Source organism: Sphingobacterium sp. NPDC055431 (genome assembly GCF_053644255.1).
Genome location: NZ_JBSHLH010000001.1, coordinates 471,015 through 492,859 on the forward strand (window position 1 = coordinate 471,015; position 21,845 = coordinate 492,859).

The window sequence follows — 21,845 nt, forward strand, 5'->3', positions numbered from 1 at the left end:
GGAATGAAGGGCATATGGCAGTAGAAAAATTGCTTATTCATCGAATAGGGAGGCTCAGGAATACTATCGCTAACATGTGGTCGTTTTATGATTGGGAGGTTCAACAGTCCGTTATTCAATTGAGAAAAAACTTAACAAAATGGCAATCCTTAAAAATCATTGGAGAAATTTAGGTAATTATAAGCCCATTTCTTTGTAATTATCTATATTTGCAACAAATTTGAAATTTTAATACCCCCCAATAAAAAATATCAATATGGAAAGAGATCAATCCATTTTTAATCTAATTGCCGAGGAGCTAAAACGCCAAGAAGAAGGTATTGAGCTTATCGCTTCAGAAAACTTTGTGAGCAAGCAGGTTATGGAAGCCGCTGGTTCTGTTTTGACCAACAAATACGCAGAAGGACTTCCAGGAAAACGTTACTATGGAGGTTGTGAAGTTGTGGATAAAATTGAAACAATTGCCATCGACCGTGCAAAAGAATTGTTTGGCGCTGAATGGGTGAACGTACAGCCTCACTCTGGCGCACAAGCCAATGCTGCTGTTTTCCTTGCCATCTTAAAACCTGGCGATAAAATCCTAGGATTCGATCTTAGCCATGGTGGTCACTTGACTCATGGTTCTCCAGCAAACTTCTCTGGTAAACTTTATCAACCATTATTCTACGGTGTAAAAGAAGATACTGGTCTAATCGACTACGAACAATTAGAAGAAACTGCTCGTCGTGAAAAACCAAAAGTGATTATCTGTGGTGCGTCTGCATATTCTCGTGACTGGGATTATGCCCGTATCCGTAAGGTTGCTGACGAAATCGGTGCTCTAGTTGTCGCTGACGTTTCTCACCCTGCTGGTTTGATCGCTCGCGGTCTATTGAACGATCCAATCCCTCACTGTCATATCGTAACGACTACGACTCACAAGACACTTCGTGGTCCTCGTGGTGGTATGATCATGGTAGGTAAGGATTTCGAAAACCCATGGGGCATCAAAACGCCTAAAGGAGAAACACGTACGATCACCCAATTATTGGATCTAGCGGTATTCCCTGGAACGCAAGGTGGTCCTTTGGAACACACCATTGCTGCTAAAGCAATTGCTTACGGTGAAGCGCTTTCTGATGATTACTTGACATACATTAAACAAGTTAAAACAAATGCTGCTGCCTTAGCTCAGTTCTTTGTAGAAAGAGACTATAAAATTATCTCTGGAGGTACAGACAACCACTTAATGTTGGTAGACCTTAGAAACAAAGATATCTCTGGTAAAGATGCAGAAGCTGTTTTAGGCTTAGCAGGTATCACAACCAATAAAAACATGGTTCCTTTTGATTCTCGCTCACCATTCGTTACATCAGGTGTACGTTTCGGTACTGCAGCAATCACAACTCGTGGAATCAAAGAAAACGAAATCATTCAAATCGGTGAGTTGATCGACGAGGCATTGAACAATCGTTCAGACAATGCTGCGCTAGATCGTATCCACGGAAAAGTAAGAGAAATGATGGCTCAATTTCCTTTATATAAGTAATTGAGTAAAATATAACATTCAGATGGCTCTAAAGGATAACTTTGGAGCCATTTTTGTTATTAGGATTTAATGTGAAGAAATGTTAAAATACCAATCCATTTTTTGATTAATCGGAAATTTTAATTCTCTTTGAACTAATAACATTAAACAAATCGCTTATCGAAACACTACTACGCTTAAACTAAAATATTACAAAGACATAGAAAACTCTTACATCATTTGTGGAGGCATAATTATGAAACTATTGAATAAGAAAAGTGACCAGGAACTGGTACAAGCGTATGTTAAAGGCGAAGAAAGAGCCTTGCAAGTACTGTTAGAACGTTATAAAACGAAAATCTATACATCGATCTACCATCAGGTTAAAGATCAATACTTAGCTGAAGATATTTTCCAAGAGACTTTTATCAAAGTTATCAATACCCTAAAAGCTGGTCGTTACAATGATGAAGGTAAGTTCTTGCCTTGGGTCATGCGTATTGCCCATAACATGGTTATCGACCATTTCAGAAAAGAAAAAAGAGCACCTAACGTAGTCAATAACGATGGTTTCGATATCTTTGAAATCTTGCAGTTCTCGGACGATAGCGTGGAAATGAAAATGGTAAAAGATCAACGGGATGTGGATCTTAAGAAAATCATCCAATTGCTTCCTGACGACCAAAAAGAAGTGCTGATCATGCGTCTTTTCTGTGATATGAGTTTTAAAGATATCGCGGACATTACAGAGGTAAGTATCAATACGGCCTTGGGGAGAATGCGTTATGCATTGAGCAACTTGAGAAAGATGATCGAGGAAAACAATATGATGTTTCAATTAGGATAATATAAATAGGATCAAGATAAATTTCAAATAGGCCTGCAAAAATTGCAGGCCTATTTTTTGTCATCGCCTTCTGGGTTTTGACTAGGTTTTATTCGAGACACATTCCGAATTTCAGCAATGTGTCTCGAATAAGACTCGAATAAGGTTTAGAGAAATCCTTCAGATTTTTAAAGGTCGGAAGTTGATTTTTATTTAACTCTTGGGTAAGTTTTCTGTCACTTTGTCCTCTTTGTGTACATTTCGACTTGTTTTCGCGGTAATTTTTTCTTTCTTTGTGGTAAAAGATCTATTGGAATTAGATTTGATAGGATAATAGAAAAAAGAAAAATAAGATATTAAGATATGTACTGGATAATTTTTATCGGAATCATGGTAGTGAGCTGGATAGTTCAGTTTACTTTCAGAAATAAGTTCAAGAAATACTCGGAGATGCCACTGTCTTCAGGGCTTTCTGGAGCGGAGATAGCACAGAAGATGCTAAATGAGAATGGAATCAGTGATGTACAGGTTATTTCTGTGGAAGGACAATTGACAGACCACTACAACCCTGCACACAGAACGGTTAACTTAAGTCCTGATGTTTATCATGGACGTTCGGTTGCTGCTGCTGCCGTAGCTGCCCACGAATGTGGCCACGCGGTTCAACATGCAACAGCCTATTCTTGGTTGCAGTTCCGTTCTGCTATGGTGCCAATCGTAAGTGTTGCCTCAAAATTGACCACATGGGTGTTGATGATCGGGGTAATCATGATGGCATTCTCTGGTAATGTGTATGTGTTGGCTATCGGAGTTGCTGCGCTTGCATTGACGACTTTGTTCAGCTTTATCACTTTACCTGTAGAATTTGATGCTTCAAAACGTGCTTTGGCTTGGTTGGATGCTTCCAATATTACCCATAGCACTGAAGAACATGATGGTGCTAAAGATGCTTTGAAATGGGCTGCCATGACTTATGTGGTTGCTGCACTTTCAGCATTGGTTACTTTACTGTACTACGCATCTATCTTGTTCGGTAGAAGAGACTAAGGCTTATAAAACCTATACAAATAAGGCCCTGATTTTTCAATCAGGGCTTTCTTTGTTTTATGTCTTTTTTGAACGGAATTGCTGAGAAAAAATTGACAATAAAATAATTCCTGACAGTTAAACTTTTTTCATATATTTCAGTCAAAAGCTATAGTAAAACTTCCAAGAAGATTTACACTTAGAGACTAATTAATTGCTAATCATATGAAAAAGTTGCTGTTTACCATGCTGAGCATGTGTTTTATGTTTGCTGGCTATGCCCAGAATGATGTTCTGACCATTAAAGTGGATTCCGCTGGAAATACGGTCTGGAAAAAGGAAGCCGAAATTTTTGAGATTCCTACTTTAAAGTTGAATTCCAGCGGTAAATTAGTTTGGCAAAAGGTATATGAGACCGGCCTAAGTCCAGAAGAAGTTTTTATGCGTATTAATGCCAAAGGTTTTTTAATGGACCATTTCCGAAATGGGAATCAATTCTCAGGTCGACTGGTGAATGTGACTCCGAATCACGAGAATGCAAAAAAATATGTGAGCACTAGGACTCCAAAATTAGAATGGGCGGTGATTAATGCCGGTTTTCTTTTAGAAGTGAAAGATGGAAAGTATGTTGTAACCATTTCCAATATGATTCTCGAGCGAGTAGCCACTAAGCTCCATCAGGCAGATTTCTATCCCAAAGGAGAGCTATCCCCCATTGAAGGATTAGCTTATCATAGAGGAAAGATAGGTCCTATGTTTTTGAAGTCTTATGGTGTGATTATCGATGATACCTTTGATCAATTGTTCCGTGATATCTCCACTCAATTGAAGGACGCAAGGGCAATTGTGGAGTAGGGGGAAGTAGAGATTAGTCATTAGACAAAAGACAATAAGACAATAGAATAGGGAATTTAGAGCCAGGGTCCCTTCAGCTCCCCAAGTTAAGGCTTAGGGCGATGTCATTGAGTTTAGAAAAAAACAAAATTTAAATTCTTTGTTACTTTTGGAGCCCAAAAGTAACCAAACCGACGAAGGAGCTCACGGATACCAAAAACAACTCGAATCCGTAAAACCTTCGGCTCATTTAAGGTGGCTTTTCGTACATTCCAACGCGCATGAAAAGAATGCCTTGTTGTCGGGAATATCTTTCAATAGATCATCCCTTTTAATGGGATGATCTATTGAAAGCATTCCAAGGCCAATCCCATCGCACAGGCATCGGCATTCTTTCCATTTTTCCGCCACTGGAAATGAGCCAGGGGCTAAAGAACTTCCTCTGGAAGGATTGAAGTTTGTTGAGTGTACCCCAACAAGATTGTAACTTCAGCATAAAAAAACCTAACTTAATGATATTGGCTCAGGGATTCTGTGCTTAGGCATTTTTATTCTCTTTTTCCTTGAAAAATAAGGGATATTGAAGGCAAAATCTTAAATTAAAAAAGCAAAAAGCTATATTTGTAGGATTAAGTCAAATCAGGTTTATGCCTAAAGTTTTCAGTTTAATACTGTTAACGGAACAAAGTATTGATTTTTAGAAAGTTAAAAGATGTTTTCAAATCTACAGGATAAATTAGACAGGGCCTTTAAGGTATTAAAGGGGCAGGGTAATATTACAGAGATCAACGTTGCGGAAACCATGAAAGAAATTCGCAAGGCATTATTGGATGCCGATGTGAATTACAAGACTGCCAAAACGTTTACCGATGATGTAAAGCAAAAAGCTTTAGGTGAGAATGTATTGACCAGTATCTCTCCAGGTCAGTTGTTGACCAAGATCATGAACGATGAGCTTACGGAGTTGATGGGTGGTACGGTAACCGAGCTTGAAATTACGAAGAACCCGACTATTATCTTGATTGCTGGTTTGAACGGTGCTGGTAAGACGACCTTCTCTGGTAAGTTGGCCAACTTCCTGAAAGCATCTAAAGGCAAAAAACCTTTATTGGTAGCGGGTGACGTTTATCGTCCTGCGGCGATCGATCAATTGGAGGTGTTGGGACAACAAGTTGGAGTTCCGGTTTATGTTGATCGTGAATCAACAGATCCAATCGGAATCGCTGTTGCCGGTGTTGAAGAAGCGAAGCGCAATGGTCAAAACGTGGTTATCATCGATACCGCTGGTCGTTTGGCGATTGACGAAGCTTTGATGAAAGAGATTACCGCGGTGAAAGATGCTACTCAACCACATGAGATCTTGTTCGTTGTGGATTCCATGACGGGTCAAGATGCGGTGAACACAGCGAAAGCTTTCAACGACCGTTTAGATTTCACCGGTGTGGTATTGACCAAATTAGATGGTGATACCCGTGGTGGTGCTGCTCTTTCCATTAAATCAGTGGTAAACAAACCGATCAAGTTTATCGGTACCGGTGAGAAAATGGAAGCATTGGATGTTTTCCACCCTGATCGTATGGCTTCCCGTATCTTAGGTATGGGTGACGTGGTTTCCTTGGTAGAGCGTGCTCAACAACAATTTGACGAGAAACAAGCAGCGGAACTTCAGAAGAAAATCCGTAAGAATAAATTTGATTTCAACGACTTTAAATCGCAGATCCAACAGATCAAGAAAATGGGTAACATGAAGGATTTGATGGGCATGATTCCAGGTGTTGGAAAAGCAATTAAGGATGTTGAGATCGACGATGATGCATTCAAACCGATTGAAGCCATTATTGATTCCATGACTCCGTTTGAGCGTGAAAATCCAGATGCAATCGATCCTAAAAGAAGGAACAGGATTGCAAAAGGTTCTGGAACTAGCCTTGATGAAGTGAACAAACTGATGAAGCAGTTCTCGGATATGCGTAAAGTCATGAAGCAAATGTCTAACCCAGGTATGGCTGCCAAGATGATGCGTAATATGCCTAAGATGCCTGGAAAACCTTTCTAGGCTCTATAAAAGATATAGAAAGAGGTTGCGAAATTTTTCGCAACCTCTTTTTTTTGATGAGGTAGGGTGAGGGTGGGAACAGTTCCTGCACCTGAGGTCATCCCCATTTTGTCGTCCTGAGAGGTAAAAAATTGGGATAAATTTATTGGAATGTGATGACAGCATGTTGGCAATGAAAATAAATTAGCTCTTTTATTTATAATTATAGAACCCCCTTTGGGGTTCCATTATTTTAGCTGGCATGTCAGCTTAGCCTGGAAATCGCGCAAAAACGATGTTCGATTAATCGAACATCGTTTTTGCATTAACCCTATATTGTTTACCATCCATGCTAAAATAATTCATCCCCGCAGGGGAAGTATGGCGGATAAAAATATTCTTCAGATAAATAAAAATGAGCCTGAATGGCTAGAAACGCATTTCTATTAAACTTGGCACTGGTACGCAGGAAGGATCTCGGAAAGCAGAAAAAGTATTGCTTCACGGGTTGCATTGGCGAACAGGTCCTTTACCTTCGGTTTCCACCTTCCTGTCTTTCGGACGCAGGAAGGATCTCGGAATACAGCAAACCCATATTTATTTAAAATCAACAAAAAAGTATTGCTCCACGGGTTGCATTGGCGAACAGGTCCTTTACCTTCGGTTTCCACCTTCCTGTCTTTCTGACGAAGGAAGAATCTCGGAATACAGCAAACCCATATTTATTTAAAATCAACAAAAAAGTATTGCTCCACGGGTTGCATTGGCGAACAGGTCCTTTACCTTCGGTAAAGAATGACAGGGTCGTAGAGTGGAGACCCGTACAGATTCTTCACTAATCGTTCAGAATAAAAATGCGCTAGAGATGGATTCAGAGTGAAACGAAGAATCTATTTTTTTATTTTTTTTTGAATTTGGGGTCACTCCGAAATCCTGAGATGAGGAAATCATTTCAAATGAAGTATGGATGGTTCCGAGACCCTTCTGGCGTGCCCTCAGGGTGACACAGAAAGGGTATAGAAAAACATTTCACCCACGCTGTGGGTTGGCCCTTTCTAACCTTCAAATTCTACAAATATGCCAGTCCTGCTGGGGTGGGTTATAGAAATTGTACGCATGGAATTTTGAAAATCGACGTATTTCTTTAATCAGAAAATGATATAAATCCATGTTTGTATGGGGCGTGCGTATTCGATATGCCCCTACAGTATCGGGGAATTTCCAGCAACATTTGATCATAATCATGGTCTATCCTCGAATCTTTTAAATCCTGGTTCAAAACCAGATCTTGGTCCATCCTCTCATCCAATCCATCCTCTCATCCAATCCATCCTGGTTCAAACCACAAGACATAACCAATACCCCCAAACGTAAATTGATTGCTATAGTCCGACCATTTATCCGGAAAAAGGATCGATATTTTGAAAAATGGAGGGCCATTTTGTAAATTCGTGTACATTGATTGGCCAAGAAAGCTAAAATCCTATAAATCGCATTGAATTAATTGTTAATTTTGTAACATGGACGACCCCGGGCAGATATCGGAATATGGTAAGATACTTTTAATGGCTATCATTGGTATCGTATTGGTTTGTGCCACCATGTTCCTAGCTCGAATCTTGTCGCCGAAAAATCCTAATCCTATTAAATTAAGTACCTATGAATGTGGTGAGGAGACCACGGGAACTTCTTGGGTACAGTTTAATCCGCGATTTTATGTAATTGCCTTGGTATTCCTGTTGTTTGACGTGGAATTGATCTTTATTTTTCCATGGGCAACGGTATTCGGGAATGCAGAACTCAATGCCATTGATCCTCGATGGGGTTGGTTTACCTTGATTGAAATGGCGATATTCCTTGCTGTTCTGATCGTAGGATTGCTTTACGTATGGAAAAGTGGGGATATCAGTTGGATCAAGCCTAGGCATGTGAAACCGACCGTTGCGGTGGGGATTCCGGCTTCTGCGTATGAACAATTGAATGCACAACAATATGTTGTGAAGGATTACAAAGAACAGGAGATAGAGGAAGTCTTGGCAGAGAAAGCCGCTTCGCCGGTAAAAATGGGATTCAAGCCTAAGTTTAAGAAACCAAGTTCAGAATCATGAGTTTAGACCAACAATTGCAACAAAATAATGGGGTAATCATCGCTAAGATGGATGACCTCTTAAATTGGGCTAGGTTATCCTCGATGTGGCCTATCAGTTTTGGTATTGCTTGCTGTGCCATAGAGATGATGGGCGCGATGGCGGCGACTTATGATCTGGATAGGTTAGGGGTATTTCCAAGGCCTTCGCCTAGGCAATCTGATGTCATGATCATTGCCGGCACGGTGACATTCAAGATGGCAGACCGGATCAAGAAACTCTATGAGCAGATGCCTGACCCGAAATATGTCATCTCCATGGGTTCCTGTTCCAATTGTGGCGGACCGTATTGGCAGCATGGTTACCATGTGGTCAAAGGGGTTGATAAAATCATACCTGTGGATGTCTATGTGCAAGGTTGTCCTCCCAGACCTGAAGCACTGATCGGTGCATTTTTAGAATTACAGAAAAAAATAGAACAACAGTCTTTGCTGAAAGGGGATATTTTCCCAGTAGAAGTAGAGCAATAGAATAATTTATGGCAAAAGATTTTTATGGTGATTTGCGCCTAGGAATTTTAGGCGGTGGCCAATTAGGTCGTATGCTTATCCAAGAAGCAATAAACTTTAATGTAAACGTTCATGTATTGGATCCTGATCCAAATGCTCCTTGCAAGAAATTGTGCAATCAATTTGAGGTAGGTTCGCTAGCCGATTTTGATACCGTTTATAATTTCGGTAAGGATTTGGATATGGTAACGATTGAAATTGAGAAGGTGAATGTAGATGCCCTTGAAGCATTGGAAGAAGAGGGTGTTTTGGTATATCCTCAATCCAGGGTAATTAGGTTGATCCAGGATAAAGGTCTGCAGAAGCAGTTCTTTAAGCAAAATGATATCCCGACTTCGGCATTTCAATTTATTTCCAATAAAGAAGGTTTGGCAAACTGCCAGATTACATTACCTTATATCCAGAAATTGCGTAAAGACGGTTATGATGGCAAAGGTGTAAAGAAGATTAATTCGCAGGCTGATTTTGAGACGGCATTTGATGCGCCGAGTATCGTAGAGGAGCTGGTTCCTTTTGAAAAGGAAATCGCTGTGATGGTTGCCCGCAATGATAAGGGAGAAATGATGACTTTCCCAATGGTAGAAATGGAATTCAATCCTCAGGTGAACTTGGTGGAATTCCTGATCTCTCCATCTACCTATTCTTTTGATATACAGATGAAAGCGGAAAGCATTGCGATGAAAATCGCGAATGACCTTCAGATTGTCGGCGTTTTGGCAGTGGAGATGTTCCTGACTGCTGATGGAGATATTTTGGTCAATGAATTGGCCCCACGACCACATAATTCAGGCCATCAAACGATCGAAGGAAACTATACTTCGCAATTCGGTCAACATTTAAGGGCAATCTTTAACCTGCCGTTGGGCAATACCGCTTCAAGAGCGAATGCCATTATGGTCAATTTATTGGGTGAGCCAGGTTATGAAGGGTTGGCAAGGTATGAAGGTATTGAGGAGGCTTTGGGCATTGAGGGGGTATATGTACATTTGTACGGTAAGAAATATACAAAACCGTTCCGCAAGATGGGTCATGTGACGATCGTGAATCAAGATCGCGCAATCGCTATCGAAAATGCGAGAAAAGTTCAGGAATTGATCAAAGTAATAGCATAATTTTTTATTCAGATAATAATGGAAAACGCAAAAGTAGCTGTAATCATGGGAAGCAAGTCAGACTTGCCAGTGATGCAGGATGCCATTGAGGTTTTAAAATATTTAGGGGTATCGTATGAGGTGAGCATTGTTTCGGCGCACCGTACTCCAAAACGTATGTTTGATTTTGCTGAGCAGGCGGCAGGTCGTGGATTGAAGGTGATCATTGCTGGAGCAGGTGGTGCTGCGCACTTACCGGGCATGGTTGCATCGATTACGCATTTGCCAGTGATCGGTGTTCCGGTCAAGTCTTCTAACTCGATTGACGGCTGGGATTCCGTGCTTTCTATCTTACAGATGCCTAATGGTATTCCGGTGGCTACAGTGGCCTTAAATGCAGCGAAAAACGCGGGTATTCTTGCCGCTCAGATCTTGGCGACCAGTGATGAGCAATTAGGAGCTAAGATTTTGGACTTCAAGAAAGAACTGAAAGAAAAAGTAGAGGAAAATGCTGAAGAGGTAGAACGTTTGGTATTTTAGTCTTCTTTTGAAAGATAATAGAAAGGGCGGAAATTTATTTCCGCCCTTTTGTTGTTATTTGAATGTCTTTTGAACATAGTCGTAGCTCTTCTTGATGCTAGCGTATTTATCAGGTGAATAGATTTCATCCTGTTCTACGAAGGCATATTTCAATCCACTTTCGCTGGCGAACTGTGAAATAGAAATAAAGTCAATGCTACCGGAACCCACTTCGGCATACTTGATGCTTTTCATGGTTTCCATCAGGTCTAGGCTATCCCTTTTACCGGTCTTAGGATCAATTTTATTGATATCTAAAGGGGTGGAGAAAGCTCTATCCATGTCCTTGATATGCCATAATGGGAAACGCCCTGGATGTTTAGAGAAATAGGACTGTGGTGTAACACCAGCTTTGGTGATCCAGTACATATCCAATTCAAAATCCACGAGATCTTTTTCAGTGAATGCCAATAGGACATCTAGGCCGTTTGTTCCATTTCCGAATTCCTTAAATTCCCAGAAGTGGTTGTGATAGCCCATTTTGATACCTGCTTTTTTGGACATTTCGCCGGCTTTGTTCAGCTGTTCGGCCATGTACTGATAGTCAGATTGATTGAGTTGATTCAATTTGTGCATCGGCGGGACAGGAGCAATGATATATTCCTGGCCAAGGTTATGCGCAATTTCGATGTATTTCTCGATGTTTTCCTTGTCTGTACTATCTTTATCTAGGTATTTTCCTAGATCATAGTGTCCACTGTGTGTTTTTAGGTTATTGTCGTTCAGGATCTTTTTGAGCTCATCGACGGAAATTCCCCAGAATGCACCATTGTGCGGATCAGCGCCATAGGTTTCGACATGGGTATAGCCGACCTTAGCAACCGATTTTAAAACTTCTTGAGGGTTTTGTGCGAGAAGTTCGCGAAGAGTGAATAACTGTAAACCAATGTTTTTAAGTGGAGAGCCTGATTTTTTGTTCAAGCTATCACAAGAAATCAAATGAGGAGCAACAAGACCACCAACTAATCCCATGCTCGCAAGCTTTAGGAAACTTCTTCTTGATTGTGTCATGCAGAATGTTTTTATTAATTGAATATAGGTAAATTTTTAATAAAAAAAGGATTCTTAATTTTAAGAATCCTTTATAGAATATTCTTTTAAAAGATCGACTTAGATCGTCATGATATCTTTTTCTTTCAATTCGGCTAACTGGTCAACTTTTGCGATATACGTATCGGTCAATTTTTGTACTTCAGCTTCACCTACCTTGATTTCATCTTCAGAAGCACCGTCGTTTTTCAATTTCTTGATTTGCTCGTTGGAATCCTTACGGATGTTACGGATAGCAACACGACCTTTTTCAGTTTCTTCTTTAACTTTTTTCACTAAATCACGACGACGTTCTTCAGTAAGGGGAGGAACCGCTAGGCGGATGATTGAACCGTCATTTTGTGGGTTCAAACCTATGTTAGAGTCCATGATAGCCTTCTCGATAGTTGAAAGAAGGTTTTTTTCCCATGGTTGTACAACGATGGTTCTTGCATCTGGTGTGTTTATGTTGCTGACTTGCGATAAAGGCGTTGGCGTGCCGTAGTAATCAACATAAATTCCATCAAGCATACCAGGACTAGCTTTACCTGCACGAATCTTGGTTAATTCAGATTCAGTATGAGCTACAGCTTTCGTCATACCATCTTTGCAGTCGTCCAGTTGAAGTGAAATTAATTCGTTCATATCTTGATTATTATTTGCTTTTAATTATTAACTAACCACAGTTCCAACATGTTCACCGTTGGCAAGTTTCATGAGGTTGCCTGGTTTATTCATGTCGAAAACGATAATAGGTAGGTTGTTTTCTTGGCAAAGCGTAAATGCCGTCATATCCATTACATTCAATCCTTTTTCGTAGACATCAGTAAAGGAGATATGGTCGAATTTCTTCGCCGTAGGATCTTTCTCAGGGTCTGCAGTATAGATACCGTCTACACGAGTACCTTTAAGTACAGCGTCAGCATTGATTTCAATAGCACGTAAAGATGCCGCGGTATCGGTAGTGAAGTATGGGTTACCCGTACCAGCACCGAAGATAACGATACGACCTTTTTCCAAGTGACGTACAGCACGTCTGCGGATAAATGGTTCACAGATCTGTTCCATTTTGATCGCTGTCAATAGACGAGTTTTCATGCCTTCTTTTTCAAGGGCATCTTGTAATGCCATTGAATTGATCACGGTAGCTAACATTCCCATGTAATCTGCCTGTACACGGTCCATACCAGCTTTTTCAGCGCTAAGGCCACGATAGATGTTTCCTCCACCGATGACGATGGCGATTTCCATGCCTAAGCTATGAAGTTCCTGAATGTCTTGTGCGTATTGTTGAACACGATTAATGTCGATACCGTAGCTTTGCTCGCCCATTAAAGCTTCGCCACTAAGTTTAAGTAGGATGCGTTTGTATTTCATATTTGACTTTTTGGAGTAGTTCCAAAAGCCAAAGATATGACTTTTTGCTTGCGATTAATTAGATTTATTTCCTTTTTTTACCTTTTCGATGACCTGTGAATAAAATTCCTCGTAAATAGGGACGATTTTGCTGAGTTCAAAGTCCTTTGCTCGCTGTAGGGCATTCTCTTTAAATTCATTCAGACGTTGGCAGTCTTCCAAGATATAGATGGAGTTTTTAGCCATATCGTCAATATCACCGACGTCACTCAGGAACCCACTGAAACCCTCTTTGTTCAGTTCCGGTAATCCGCCTGTATTGGAGGAAACGACTGGAACCTTGCAGGCCATGGCTTCCAATGCTGCCAAACCAAAGCTCTCTGAACCTGAAGGCATCAAGAATAGGTCGGCAATGGAAAGGATCTCTTCGATAGCGTCTTGCTTGCCCAGAAAACGGATGCAATCCGTAATGTCTAATTCCCTTGCTAATTCTTCGGCATTTCTACGTTCTGGACCATCACCTACCATCAAAAGTTTACTAGGGACCTTTTGGGTTACTTTATGGAATATACGTACAACATCTTCAACGCGTTTTACTTTCCTGAAATTGGAGGTATGGACAATGATGCGTTCCTGGTTTGGTGCAATTGCTTTTTTAAAATGTTCGTGGTTCTTATTATGGAATCTTTGCAGATCGATAAAATTTGGAATGACCTTGATGTCATTTGTGATATCGAAATAATCCAAGGTTTGTTCCCTTAAATTTTCAGATACCGTAGTTACGCCATCGGATTTATTGATGGAGAAGGTAACAACTGGGCTAAAGCTCTTGTCCTTTCCGACCAAGGTGATATCTGTACCGTGGAGGGTAGTGACTACGGGTATATTGATGCCATAGGTTTCCAGAATCTGTTTTGCTAGGAAAGCCACGGAGGCATGAGGGATTGCATAATGCACATGTAAAAGATCCAAGCCTTCGAAACGAACCACATCAACCAGTTTACTGGCCAATGCTGTTTCATAAGGAGGGAAATCAAAAAGTGGATATTGGTTGATTGCTACTTCGTGATAGAATAAGTTCTCTGAGAAAAAATCTAGTCTTGCAGGTTGGCTATAGGTGATAAAATGAACCTGATGTCCGTTGTTTGCTAATGCTTTACCCAGTTCGGTTGCGACTACACCACTTCCCCCAAAAGTTGGATAACATACAATGCCTATCTTCATATTACTGTTTTTCGTTTCTTAAAGATAATAATGTCTCTATATAAGTGTTGCAAAATTTTTCACGCAAAGGGAAAAATTGTAATTTTATTACAAATGCATGTAAATAAAGAACAGTTAATACAGGAATTGGGTTTTAAAACTTCGCGTTCCGGTGGTAAGGGTGGTCAGAACGTCAATAAGGTGTCTTCTAAAGTGATGTTGAATTGGGATGTGGAGAATTCATCGGTTTTTGATGATGATCAGAAAGCTTTGATCAGGGAGCGATTGGCGAATAGGATTTCCAAGGAGGGCTTATTGCAGCTGGACTCCAGTATTGACCGTAGCCAACTCAAGAATAAGGAATTGGTGATAGAACGTTTTTTTAATCTATTGACAGATGCATTGAAGGTAGATGCCAAACGTCTGCCAACAAGGACCCCAAAATCTGTTATCCTGAATAGATTGGACCGCAAGAAAAAACAAGCTTCGAAAAAAGCCGATCGGCAATGGAGGTTTGAGGGGTAGGGAGAGTGATAAAATGGAAGGGTTTCCCAGTAGTGTCTGGATAAGGGGATGGACTAAGATCTGGTTTTGAACCAGGATTAAAGGGATGGGAGGATAGACCATGATCTGGTTTTGAACCAGGATTAAAGGGATGGGAGGATAGACCATGATTATGATCAAGTGTTGCTGAAAGGTCCCCGATACTGTAAGGGCGGATCGAATATGCCCTCCTTATACAAACATGAATTAAAATCATTTTCTGATTAAAGAAATACCACGATTTTCAATTTCATGCCTATAATTTCTACAATCCAATCCCACAGCGTGGGTGAAATCTTTATAGAAAATGGATGTTTGGAATGGCCAACCCCTAGCGGGGGTGAAATGTTTTTTTAACCAATCTACTTAAATAAAAAACAGTTCTTTCGCTGTGCTCAAGATGACAACGATCCTAAAAAAATCAAAAAATAGATTCTTCGTTTCACTCTGAATACCTCCTTAGTGCATTCCCAATTCTTCACTAAATGTTCACAATTTGAAGGTGCTTAGCTGACGGTATGATCTTGGTCCGTCCTCTCATCCCATTCATCCTGGTTCAAATACCTGATACATTTTCCTCAATAAATAAATGCTAATAAAATTAAACATGTTGATATACAGCTGGATAACTATTTATTTTGATGCATAACTAATTATTTAGTTGTATAACTAAATAATTAGTTATACATTAGTTTTATAATCGATTATAGGCAATATTGTCTTTTTAAATTTTCACAGAATAATGAACGAGTTAAAAGAACTAACAAAGGCGGAGGAGCAAATCATGCACAGTCTATGGGAAATGGGGGGTGGATTTGTGAAGGATATCATTGAAGTTTTACCAGAACCGAAGCCGGCTTATAATACAGTATCAACCATTGTGCGGATTCTCGAGACCAAGGGTTTTGTGGATCATGAGTCTTTTGGGAAGAGCCATCGCTATTTTCCAAAGATTGAAAAAGAAGAGTATAAGAAATTAATAACCGGAAAACTCTTACAAGGTTATTTTGAGAATTCTGCGAGTTCAATGCTTTCTTTCTTCTTGGAGGAGAAAAAGCTGGATGTGCAGGATTTGGATGAAATCATGAAACTTATTCAGAAGCATAAGAAATAAATTTGAAGCTATGACCTATCTACTGATATCAAATCTGTCTTTAGCACTGTTTTTCCTTATCTATCGATATGGATTGAGGAAGCTGACCTTCTTTACGATGAACCGCTGGTATTTATTGTGCAGTGTCTTGATTGCCTATATCATGCCTTTGTTTCTCTTTATTGAATTACAGGTTCCGGAAATCATGCAGATTACATTGCCGGTGTTGGACCTGACGGGGAATGCTGTGCAGGTAAGTCCAACTTCAGCTGAAGTGCAATCTCAACAACCGGGATGGTTGGCGGATAAATGGATGCAGTTGGGCTATTGGCTTGGGGTCCTCATTGCAGCAGGGTTGTTGATATCTCGTGTTTTACAGTTAGTTGTAAGTAGGTTGTCCGTTAGGAATATACATGGAAGTTATTCATTTTTTAACATCGTTAAGTTGAATGTTAAAAACGAGGATACAAAAATGATCCGAGCGCATGAGGATATCCATGTTAAACAAGGACATAGCTATGATATTATGTTTATGGAGATTATCCGGGTTTTCAACTGGTTTAATCCGCTATTAATCTGGATAAGGGATGAGCTGAAGTATCAGCATGAATTTATCGTTGATGAGCAATTTGCAGAAAATAAAGTTGCCTATGCGGAATTGCTGGTTGCTTATGCCATGAATGTTCATCCGAATCAACTGAGTCATGAGTTTTCCAATAATTCACTTTTAAAGGAAAGAATTAATATGATTTTTAAAGATAAATCGAATACAAGAAACAGACTGTTTTACCTGTCCGTATTGCCAATTGCAGCATTGATTATGGGTTTGGTGGTGAATTGCAAATCACCCAATAAGGATAAAACGGAAAGAACAGCTGTCGTTGAGGAGAACACAAATCCTCAGATATCTGCAGATTCGAATAATAATGCTGAGATGGATCAAGGCACAGTATCAAACGAGGTGCAGGGCAGTAGTTCTGGGCAGGAAAATGACCTGAAAAAAGAGTCCGAGGTCAATGCTGCAAACAAGGCGAATCCCCATGATGAACCTGGCAAAAAAGTTACTGGCAATTTTGGGGTATTTGATTTTGACCAAGTTGAAGTAAAACCAACCTATCCAGGAGGAATTGATAAATTTAGGCAGGAAGTTGGCCAGAACTTAGAATATCCACAGGAAGCTATAGATGCAGGTATTAGAGGGAAAATAGAACTTTCATTTGTAATAGGTAAAGATGGTGAGATAAAGGATGTTAAGGTTATTAAGGATTTAAATTATGGTACAGGGCAGGCTGCAGTAAATGCTTTAAAGGGCACCAAAAAATGGAGTCCAGGAATTGCTTATGGATTTCCAGCCGAGGTAAGATATATCCTTCCCCTTAGATTAGATCTTTCTCAGTTTTAAATTTGTCCTTCTAAATCTTCATTAAATAACATAAAAACAGATTTTCATTCAATTTTATGGCTTTGATTTTTAGGGCTTTCATAAAGTTCCTACTAGGAATTCTTTTGCTTGTACTTTTTTCATGTAAAACACAGGAATTTACCAAGACCGGCTACTTCACGGCTGAGGTTGATAAATATTTCAATGAGAAAGAAAAATTAAATGTATGGCTCTACCGTGCTTTTCAACCAAGTGATACAGGACACACGGGGCTGAGGAAAGATAGCTTTTATCCCCTTGATCGAAGAATGATGAAAATGGCTGGCATAGGCAAGAAAGGAGATAAGGTCTTATTTTCGGTAGTCCCAGAAACGAAACCTGAGTATAATATGATTGCCATCAAACATAAAAAGAGAAGGTTTGATAGGGCTGATTTTGTCAAGAAAGAATATTATAAGGCTCCTTATTATGAAAAGGATTATTCCTCGGAAGGGATGGAAATTAAGCATGTCTATATTCCATATGCGGAAAAAGAGGGGTTGAGCCTATTATTTTACGCACTAAAAGTGGAAGGGCGCACAAAGGATAAGCCAGTGAATAAATTTGAATACTTGGCGAAAATCAATGCCTTGGAACTGTTTGAGCAGAAAGATTATAAAACGACTTGGCAGATATTTGATTGTGAGGAGAGAGAAAGGATGGATTGGATCCTTAGTCCAAGAACGGATTTACTAAAGGATCGTGAAACGATATATTTAAAATTATTTGACATCTACGGTCCTAATAAGACGATATCTTTTTTCAAACTGATCCAAAAGGATGATGTAAAAGAGATTCAATTGAAATTATGCCCAAATGAGTATGTGCTGGAATATCATGATGAGAAGGGCATGATATTGGATAAAAGCGGTTTTAAGGTAGTTAATTAAAAAAGGTCCTTCTGGGTAGAAGGACCTTTGTTTTTTAGGAAAGGAACAGCTTTTCAAGTTCTAGAGGAGCGACATATTTGCCATCCTTATAAACTCTCATGTTTCCTCCGGATATTTCATCGATCAGGATAATCTGATTGTTGGTTTTATCATGACCGAATTCCAATTTGATATCGTATAGTTCAAGACCTTTTTTAGCAAGTTCATCCTTAACGATGCCACAGATTTTTTTGGTCAAGTCTTTTAATTCTTGGTATTGCTGATTGTTCAGCAGACCCAACATAGCCAAAGCATCTTCAGAAATAACAGGATCACCACGTTCATCATCCTTAATGGTTACTTCGACAAAGCTATCCAAAGCTTGGCCTTCTTCGCAGTAAGCAGCATATCTTCTAAGGAAGGAACCAACTGCTCTATAACGGCAGATGACCTCCAAACCTTTACCAAATACCTTAGCATCTTTTACGATCATCTGGACTTTCTCGATATCTGAAGAGATAAAGTGAGTAGGCACACCCAGTTTATTCAATACCTCGAAGAAATAGGTAGTCATTTTAAGGCCAGATCTTCCGGCACCTTCGATCGTTAGTCCCACTGTATTTGCTCCAGGATCAAAAACGCCGTTTTCACCGGTCACATCGTCTTTGAACTGTAATAGGATTTGGTTGTCGCCAAGACTGTAAACGTCTTTAGTTTTTCCTTGATAGATTTTTTCCATGATGGTTTCAGTTAATTGAGGCGAATTTATCAAAAAATGATAGAGATGCCTAAATTATCCTTAAAAAACGCTTATTTTTCCAATTTAAGAAGGCGCAATTCTCGCTGCAGTTCTTCAATTTTATCAATCAGGTTGTTGACCACTTCTATGCCCTGAACATTGAGTTCGAGTTCATAGTGCCAAGTGGAGAAACGTTCTACGTGCAGGACCTGTTCTTCTTCCAGAAACTCCTGTTCTTCTTGGATAATGATTTCAATAAGTCCATTATTATGTAGTTCCTGGATAAAGGTACGTTCGATATTATTGGTTTTGCAGATGTCGATTACTCTAAATAATGTCTTTTCCATGTCTTATTTCTTTAATGAATCCGCTAATTGTTCTACTATTTTCTTTTGCTCCTCAGTGAGGTCGGTCGGCAATTTCACCTGGATTTCTGCATATAGGTCGCCAAAGTCGCCATCTTTTTTATAGACAGGGAATCCTTTACCCTTAAGTCGGATCTTACCTCCGTTCTGGGTTCCTTCTTTAATCTTAACGTTGATTTTTCCGGTTAATGTATCGACAATGGTCTCGCCACCTAACAAGGCAGTTGGGAGGTCGACTTCAATGTTCGTATAGAGGTCGTTTCCTTTTCGTATGAACCTTGAATCAGGTCTGATGGAGAAAGTGATGAACAGGTCACCTTTAGGTCCACCATTGACACCGTCGCCACCTTGACCTTTAAGTTTAATTTTCTGTCCATCTTCCACTCCGGCAGGGACCGTGATACGGATGTTCTTGCCGTTGACCGTAAAGGTCTGTTTGTGGGTTTGAGAGGCTTGGAGCAGGGTTAGATCGACCGTAGTTTCATAGTCCTGTCCACGGTAGCTGCCCCGTTTTCCCGAAGACCTGCCACCACCAAATCTAGAACCAAATAGATCTTCGAAGAAATCAGAATATTCGCCAGTATCGTAATTGCCATTGTAATTATTGAAGTCAAAGCCTTCGAAAGGATTTTGGCCAGCTCCTGCAGAGCTTCCTCGGGATCCTCTAGAACGGGCATACTCTTGTTGGGCTTTTTCATATTCCTCGCCATGTTTCCAGTTTTCACCATATAGGTCGTATTTTTTTCTCTTCTCTGGATCGGTCAGAACCTCGTTGGCCTCGTTTATTTCCTGGAATCTTTTCTTTGCACTTTCGTCATTTGGATTTAAGTCAGGATGGTACTTTCGAGCCAGCTTTCGATAAGCCTTCTTGATATCATCTTGACTTGCGGATTTATCCAAACCTAATACACTGTAATAGTCTACAAACGCCATATTGATTATTGATTTAAAAAAAGAACAAGTAGAGTAGGGTTTTGTTTATTAATAGCCTTTCTCAAATTTACAATGTATATGTGTAAAAGTAAAGGGAGAAAAGGTAAACAAAGTAGGATGTGAAGTGTTAAAAGAGAAAAAGGAATTATTATGGATACCAATAGACTTTCAAAAGCGATGGAAACATCGTTGATTAAACAAATGACAAAAGAAAACCAAGCTTCCCAGATCTATTTGGCTTTGGGATGTTGGGCAGATACGAAAGGTTATGGCGGTGTTGCAAATTTCTTGTTTCGCCATGCTCAGGAAGAACGGAACCACATGATCAAGATCATGATGTATATTCTTGAAAGAGGAGGGACTCCAAAAGTTGAAGCCGTAGCTGAGCATACCAAACTGCCTAAATCCATGTCGGAATGTTTCAATATGGTTTTTCAGCATGAGGTAGATAATACCAATGCAATCTATGGATTGGTTAACCAGTCGATGGAGGAAAAGGATTGGGCGACATGGAACTTTGCGCAGTGGTTTGTAAAAGAACAGACGGAAGAAGAGAAATTAGCATTATCGCTGATCGATAAATTGAAGATTGCCGGTGGAGATCGTGCTACTGACGAATCGCTGTTTGAATTGGATAAATATTTGGGAAATGCTCCTGATGATGTGCCATTGGCTAGAGAATCGACAGCAGATAATCCGGAATAACGAAATTTGGCTGACAGAGCTGAAAATGAAAGGGCAGAATATATTCTGCCCTTTTCTATTTATTGATTAACTGATTGGAATCATGCCATTCCATTCTTGTTTTCTTGTGCTGCATGGAAATGCTATTGGATGCTTCGGTTCTTGCTTCATCCTTTTTCCTTTCTTCAATTTTCACAAAGGAATGGAAGTAGGGAATGAGAGCCATTAGAAACGGGCAGAGATATTTGACCAGTATTTTGAATAGCATGGTTTCTTTCAATTATTGAGGTCTTCTGGAATTGTAATAGTCCAAGTTTCCTGAAAGGACCAATGATTTCACGCGTTTATCTTCTGGGTACTTTCCAACGATAATATTGCTGAGCCCCTGTAGATCGGCATTCAGGGAGTCTATATGGTTATTGTTAAAAACTTCCAGCAACCCATCATTCAAGGTAACATCAAGTTTGTTGAAGCTGAGATTATCAAAGGTTATTTTCGATTTACCTGAGATTTGCATGCTAAAAGGATTGCTGAAATTTTGGCTTTCCCTGGAATAATTTCGAATTTTTGATGAGCTATTCTTGAGAACGGTAATTTTGTTGAGGCCTTTGGCAATACTATCCGTAGGGATGATCTCGATAGATCCTTTATAATGCTCTAGGGTCAAACCGTAGGACTCCTGAGGGTTTAAGGTAAGTTCAACCCTCGAATAAACTTTCTGGCTTAGGGTGACCTGTAAGGTATCGCCAATTCTTTTATGATCAAAATTGATAACTTGATTACTTTGCTTTACGGAAATTTGTGTTGTATCAGCATATACAACTGATAGGAAGGCACCTTTATCATATCCGATAATCTTAATGTTCTTAATGCCATCTAGGGATACTTTTTCCATTTTATCTGTATTGTCGAAGTTTTTGACAAAAGCTGAAACTATATCGCGGGGTTCATGGCTTAAGGGATCTGCAAAGACAACGCCTTGCAGCGGTTTTATGACTAAGCAGACCAACCATAGAATAGCAAGGGCAGTAAACAATAATATATTTGACTTTTTCAT

At 39.8% G+C, this 21,845-nt stretch carries 23 protein-coding genes and 1 pseudogene; 15 read left to right on the forward strand and 9 right to left on the reverse strand.

Annotated features, from left to right (window positions below):
* Nucleotides 1-256: 256 nt before the first annotated feature.
* The 10 genes from ACWIB3_RS02000 (at nt 257) to purE (ending at nt 10,515) form a co-directional block, all read left to right on the forward strand.
* Nucleotides 257-1,528, forward strand: a complete 1,272-nt coding sequence (locus ACWIB3_RS02000; RefSeq protein ID WP_185211137.1) for a serine hydroxymethyltransferase — start codon at nt 257-259, stop codon at nt 1,526-1,528.
* Between the two features lie 235 nt (nt 1,529-1,763).
* Nucleotides 1,764-2,354: an RNA polymerase sigma factor gene (locus ACWIB3_RS02005; protein ID WP_093100770.1), complete on the forward strand. Its 591-nt coding sequence runs from the start codon at nt 1,764-1,766 to the stop codon at nt 2,352-2,354.
* Nucleotides 2,355-2,696: 342 nt separating this feature from the next.
* Complete coding sequence (locus tag ACWIB3_RS02010) at nt 2,697-3,380, forward strand: zinc metallopeptidase (RefSeq protein WP_185211135.1); 684 nt, start codon at nt 2,697-2,699, stop codon at nt 3,378-3,380.
* A gap of 204 nt (nt 3,381-3,584) precedes the next feature.
* A complete protein-coding gene (locus ACWIB3_RS02015) occupies nt 3,585-4,214 on the forward strand; it encodes a hypothetical protein (RefSeq protein WP_185215972.1) in 630 nt (209 codons plus the stop codon).
* Between the two features lie 691 nt (nt 4,215-4,905).
* Nucleotides 4,906-6,249, forward strand: a complete 1,344-nt coding sequence (ffh, locus tag ACWIB3_RS02020) for a signal recognition particle protein (RefSeq protein ID WP_093100765.1) — start codon at nt 4,906-4,908, stop codon at nt 6,247-6,249.
* A gap of 404 nt (nt 6,250-6,653) precedes the next feature.
* A complete protein-coding gene (locus ACWIB3_RS02025) occupies nt 6,654-6,833 on the forward strand; it encodes a hypothetical protein (protein ID WP_454290743.1) in 180 nt (59 codons plus the stop codon).
* Nucleotides 6,834-7,748: 915 nt separating this feature from the next.
* On the forward strand, nt 7,749-8,336 hold the full coding sequence (locus ACWIB3_RS02030; protein WP_185211131.1) for an NADH-quinone oxidoreductase subunit A: 588 nt from the start codon (nt 7,749-7,751) through the stop codon (nt 8,334-8,336).
* Nucleotides 8,333-8,845: an NADH-quinone oxidoreductase subunit B gene (locus ACWIB3_RS02035; protein ID WP_093100762.1), complete on the forward strand. Its 513-nt coding sequence runs from the start codon at nt 8,333-8,335 to the stop codon at nt 8,843-8,845. The genes ACWIB3_RS02030 and ACWIB3_RS02035 overlap by 4 nt, the downstream gene beginning before the upstream one ends.
* 8 nt (nt 8,846-8,853) lie before the next feature.
* Nucleotides 8,854-9,996: a 5-(carboxyamino)imidazole ribonucleotide synthase gene (locus ACWIB3_RS02040; protein WP_185211129.1), complete on the forward strand. Its 1,143-nt coding sequence runs from the start codon at nt 8,854-8,856 to the stop codon at nt 9,994-9,996.
* 18 nt (nt 9,997-10,014) lie between these two features.
* A complete protein-coding gene (purE, locus tag ACWIB3_RS02045; RefSeq protein WP_185211127.1) occupies nt 10,015-10,515 on the forward strand; it encodes a 5-(carboxyamino)imidazole ribonucleotide mutase in 501 nt (166 codons plus the stop codon).
* A gap of 54 nt (nt 10,516-10,569) precedes the next feature.
* Here purE and ACWIB3_RS02050 read toward each other — a convergent pair whose 3' ends face one another.
* From ACWIB3_RS02050 to bshA, 4 genes are all read right to left on the reverse strand, one after another.
* Nucleotides 10,570-11,565: a sugar phosphate isomerase/epimerase family protein gene (locus tag ACWIB3_RS02050; protein ID WP_185215974.1), complete on the reverse strand. Its 996-nt coding sequence runs from the start codon at nt 11,563-11,565 to the stop codon at nt 10,570-10,572.
* A gap of 99 nt (nt 11,566-11,664) precedes the next feature.
* Entirely contained in the window at nt 11,665-12,228 is a 564-nt protein-coding gene (gene frr / locus ACWIB3_RS02055) for a ribosome recycling factor (protein ID WP_093100755.1), read from the reverse strand.
* Nucleotides 12,229-12,255: 27 nt separating this feature from the next.
* Nucleotides 12,256-12,960 (reverse strand): UMP kinase, encoded by a 705-nt coding sequence (gene pyrH / locus ACWIB3_RS02060; protein ID WP_185211124.1) that lies wholly within the window; start codon nt 12,958-12,960, stop codon nt 12,256-12,258.
* Between the two features lie 54 nt (nt 12,961-13,014).
* Entirely contained in the window at nt 13,015-14,163 is a 1,149-nt protein-coding gene (bshA, locus tag ACWIB3_RS02065; protein WP_185211122.1) for an N-acetyl-alpha-D-glucosaminyl L-malate synthase BshA, read from the reverse strand.
* 123 nt (nt 14,164-14,286) lie between these two features.
* Between bshA and arfB the strand changes: the two are divergent.
* The 4 genes and pseudogenes from arfB to ACWIB3_RS02085 form a co-directional block, all read left to right on the forward strand.
* Nucleotides 14,287-14,667, forward strand: a pseudogene (gene arfB, locus ACWIB3_RS02070) (alternative ribosome rescue aminoacyl-tRNA hydrolase ArfB); the annotation flags it as partial.
* A 760-nt stretch (nt 14,668-15,427) separates the two neighbouring features.
* Nucleotides 15,428-15,799, forward strand: a complete 372-nt coding sequence (locus ACWIB3_RS02075) for a BlaI/MecI/CopY family transcriptional regulator (protein WP_185211117.1) — start codon at nt 15,428-15,430, stop codon at nt 15,797-15,799.
* Between the two features lie 10 nt (nt 15,800-15,809).
* Nucleotides 15,810-17,180 carry an energy transducer TonB gene (locus ACWIB3_RS02080; protein WP_454290744.1) on the forward strand — a complete coding sequence of 457 codons (1,371 nt, stop codon included), beginning with the start codon at nt 15,810-15,812 and terminating at the stop codon, nt 17,178-17,180.
* Between the two features lie 104 nt (nt 17,181-17,284).
* Complete coding sequence (locus tag ACWIB3_RS02085; protein WP_454290745.1) at nt 17,285-18,088, forward strand: hypothetical protein; 804 nt, start codon at nt 17,285-17,287, stop codon at nt 18,086-18,088.
* A 34-nt stretch (nt 18,089-18,122) separates the two neighbouring features.
* On the opposite strand, the gene ACWIB3_RS02090 is transcribed toward ACWIB3_RS02085, so the two are convergent.
* From ACWIB3_RS02090 to ACWIB3_RS02100, 3 genes are all read right to left on the reverse strand, one after another.
* The gene (locus ACWIB3_RS02090; protein ID WP_185211111.1) at nt 18,123-18,806 is read right to left on the reverse strand and encodes a phosphoribosylaminoimidazolesuccinocarboxamide synthase; all 684 of its coding nucleotides are present in this window, start codon (nt 18,804-18,806) and stop codon (nt 18,123-18,125) included.
* A gap of 71 nt (nt 18,807-18,877) precedes the next feature.
* Nucleotides 18,878-19,153 (reverse strand): chaperone modulator CbpM, encoded by a 276-nt coding sequence (locus ACWIB3_RS02095; protein WP_093100743.1) that lies wholly within the window; start codon nt 19,151-19,153, stop codon nt 18,878-18,880.
* Between the two features lie 3 nt (nt 19,154-19,156).
* A complete protein-coding gene (locus ACWIB3_RS02100) occupies nt 19,157-20,104 on the reverse strand; it encodes a DnaJ C-terminal domain-containing protein (RefSeq protein WP_454290746.1) in 948 nt (315 codons plus the stop codon).
* A 150-nt stretch (nt 20,105-20,254) separates the two neighbouring features.
* Here ACWIB3_RS02100 and ACWIB3_RS02105 point away from each other — a divergent pair, with 150 nt between their 5' ends.
* Entirely contained in the window at nt 20,255-20,809 is a 555-nt protein-coding gene (locus ACWIB3_RS02105; protein ID WP_185211107.1) for a ferritin, read from the forward strand.
* Between the two features lie 55 nt (nt 20,810-20,864).
* Here the strand turns inward: ACWIB3_RS02105 and ACWIB3_RS02110 are convergent, their stop codons facing one another.
* Nucleotides 20,865-21,056 (reverse strand): hypothetical protein, encoded by a 192-nt coding sequence (locus ACWIB3_RS02110; protein WP_454290747.1) that lies wholly within the window; start codon nt 21,054-21,056, stop codon nt 20,865-20,867.
* Nucleotides 21,057-21,068: 12 nt separating this feature from the next.
* Nucleotides 21,069-21,845, reverse strand: a complete 777-nt coding sequence (locus tag ACWIB3_RS02115; RefSeq protein WP_454290748.1) for a hypothetical protein — start codon at nt 21,843-21,845, stop codon at nt 21,069-21,071.